The sequence below is a fragment of the Steroidobacter sp. genome (assembly GCF_016790065.1).
In the GTDB taxonomy this organism is placed as follows: domain Bacteria; phylum Pseudomonadota; class Gammaproteobacteria; order Steroidobacterales; family Steroidobacteraceae; genus Steroidobacter.
This window is the reverse complement of the sequence record NZ_JAEUPY010000369.1, coordinates 1-2934: the sequence shown is the minus strand read 5'-3', so window position 1 is coordinate 2934 and position 2934 is coordinate 1. Positions and strand designations below refer to the sequence as shown.

At 62.0% G+C, this 2934-nt stretch carries 2 protein-coding genes; both read left to right on the top strand.

The genetic code is table 11. The features are described from left to right. Nucleotides 1-194: 194 nt before the first annotated feature. Nucleotides 195-1433: a replication-associated recombination protein A gene (locus JNL55_RS15245; RefSeq protein ID WP_415923085.1), complete on the top strand. Its 1239-nt coding sequence runs from the start codon at nucleotides 195-197 to the stop codon at nucleotides 1431-1433. A gap of 93 nt (nucleotides 1434-1526) precedes the next feature. Next, nucleotides 1527-2807 (top strand): serine--tRNA ligase, encoded by a 1281-nt coding sequence (serS, locus tag JNL55_RS15240; protein ID WP_293854995.1) that lies wholly within the window; start codon nucleotides 1527-1529, stop codon nucleotides 2805-2807. Nucleotides 2808-2934: the final 127 nt, after the last annotated feature.

The window sequence follows — 2934 nt, the reverse complement described above, 5'->3', positions numbered from 1 at the left end:
CATCTGGGCCGGCAGGCTGACGTCATGGACGTGCTGGCCAATTGCACCGGTATGCTGGTCGGGCTGCTGGTGAGCTGGTTTTGGATCGGCGGCTGGGCGCAGCGCCTGGAGTCGTTGTTCATCGGGACGCAGGTCGAGAAGTCGTGAACTTGCCGCTCGAGCATGCCCTCGATGCGCGTCCGCTAGCGGATCGCATGCGGCCGGCTACGCTCGATGGTTACATCGGTCAGACGCATCTGTTCGGCCCAGGCAAGCCGTTGCGTCGGATGCTCGAAGGCGGCCATCTACATTCCATGATCCTGTGGGGACCGCCGGGCACGGGTAAGACCACGCTGGCCCGGCTGGTCGCTCAGCAATGCGACGCGCAGTTCATCGCGTTGTCCGCCGTGATGGCGGGCGTCAAAGATATTCGCGCGGCTGCCGAGCAGGCTCAGGAAGCACGTAGAGCAGGGCGGCGCACGGTGCTGTTTCTGGACGAGGTGCATCGTTTCAACAAAGCCCAGCAGGATGCATTTCTGCCGTGGGTGGAAGATGGCACCTTGGTGTTCATCGGTGCGACCACTGAGAATCCCTCCTTCGAGTTGAATAACGCGTTGCTGTCACGAGCGCGCGTTTATGTGCTGCGTTCGTTGACCGAAGCTGACATCCGGCAAGTGTTGGATCGCGCGCTCGCCAGTCAAACCGGCGACGCGAAAGTCACAGCGGACGAACGCGCGTTGGAGTTGATGGCCAAGGCGGCGGACGGCGACGCGCGGCGTTCGCTGAATATGCTGGAACTCGCGATGGACCTGGCAGGCGCGGCCGAATCGCTGGTGATCAACGAAGCCATTGCTAGCGAAGTCGCCTCAGGCGGCCTGCGACGATTCGATAAGCAGGGCGAAGCGTTCTACGACCAGATCTCAGCGCTGCATAAATCGGTGCGCGGTAGCGATCCCGATGCGGCGTTGTATTGGCTGTGTCGCATGTTGGATGGCGGCTGCGATCCACGTTATCTCGCGCGTCGTGTGTTACGCATGGCGGCGGAAGACATCGGTCTGGCCGATCCTCGCGGCCACACGTTGGCGTTGGAAGCTTGCGAGGTTTACGAACGGCTCGGTTCGCCGGAAGGCGAGCTGGCCATTGCGCAGGCCGTGGTGTTCCTGGCTTGTGCCGCGAAGAGTAACGCCGTCTACAAGGCGTTCGGCGAGGCCATGCAGGATGCGAAAAACCTGGGCTCGCTGGACGTGCCGGTCCATCTGCGCAATGCGCCGACCAAGCTGATGAAATCGCTGGGCTATGGCAAGGATTATCGCTACGCGCACGACGAGCCGGATGCGTATGCCACCGGCGAAAACTACTTCCCCGAAGGCATGGAGCCGCGGCAGTACTACAACCCCGTGCCCCGAGGCATGGAAATCAAGATCGCCGAGGCGATGGCCCGCCGAAAGACGTAGGCCCCAGGCCTCACGGTTCCCGCCCCGACGGCAGCGATAACACCCGAAGTGTTAGACTGCCGGCCATTTTCTGGCACTTGAAACGTCACTGCTATGTTGGACCCGAAACTGCTCCGTTCCGACCCCGATGCCGTTGCCGCCAATCTGGCGCGACGCGGTTTCCAGCTCGACGTAGCTCAGCTGAGCTCGTTGGAGGAGGCACGTAAAAAATGGCAGATGCGGGCCGACGAACTGCGCAACGAAAAGAACGTGCATGCCAAGAGCGTCGGCAAAGCCAAAGCTCAGGGCCAGGACATTGCGCCGCTGTTGAAGCAGGTGGAAACGCTCGGCACCGAACTGGCCGCGGCTGAAGCCGAGTTCGCCAAAGTGCAGGCGGAGCTGGAAAAAATCACGCTCGGACTGCCGAACGTATTGCACGAGAGCGTGCCCGCCGGCCGCGACGAAACCGGCAACGTCGAAGTGCGCCGCTGGGGCGACCCGCGCAAGTTTGCGTACAAGCCGCTCGATCACGTCGAGCTCGGCGAGAAGCTGTTGCAGATGGATTTCGCAGCCGGCGGCAAGATCGCTGGTGCGCGTTTCACCGTGCTCACCGGGCCACTGGCTCGACTGCATCGCGCGCTGATTCAGTTCATGCTCGATCTGCACACCAGCGAGCACGGCTATCGCGAGACGTATGTTCCTTATCTGGTGAACGCCGCGTCGCTGACGGGCACCGGCAACTTGCCCAAGTTCGAGGCGGATCTGTTTGGTCTCAAAGGCGAGTCCGGCTTGTATCTGATCCCGACCGCGGAAGTGCCGGTGACCAATCTCGCACGCGACACCATCATCGAAGCCGACCAGCTGCCCATGCGCTATGTGGCGCACACGCCGTGCTTCCGCTCCGAAGCTGGTTCGTACGGCAAGGACACGCGCGGCATGATTCGTCAGCACCAGTTCGAGAAGGTGGAGCTGGTGCATCTGTCCAAGCCGCAGGACTCGTACGCCGAGCACGAGACGCTGACGCGCAATGCCGAGGAAGTGCTGAAGCGTTTGAACCTGCCGTATCGAGTGATGGCTCTGTGCGGCGGCGACATCGGTTTTGGCTCGGCCAAGACCTATGACTTGGAAGTCTGGCTGCCGGGTCAGGATGCCTATCGCGAGATTTCTTCGTGCTCCAACTTCGAAGCCTTCCAGGCGCGTCGCATGCAGGCGCGTTGGCGCAATCCCGAGACCGGCAAGCCGGAACCGCTGCACACCTTGAACGGCTCAGGCCTCGCGGCCGGCCGCGCCTTGGTGGCGGTGCTGGAGAACTATCAGGAGCCGGACGGCAGCATCAAAGTGCCTGAGGTGTTGAAGCCGTACATGGGCGGGTTGGACGTCATCCGTCGTCCCTGACCCCAAACCTTCGCCATAAACAAAAAGGGCGCTGCTTGTGGCAGCGCCCTTTGTTTTTGCCGGTGAGCTAGCGATCAGTCGTCGCCAGAAGTCGCGCCCAACAGGTGCAACAGGCTGGTGAACAAGT

Coding starts and splice junctions, on each gene's coding strand:
- JNL55_RS15245 (WP_415923085.1), top strand. CDS start 195: ATGCGGCCGGCTACGCTCGATGGTTACATCGGTCAGACGCATCTGTTC.
- serS (WP_293854995.1), top strand. CDS start 1,527: ATGTTGGACCCGAAACTGCTCCGTTCCGACCCCGATGCCGTTGCCGCC.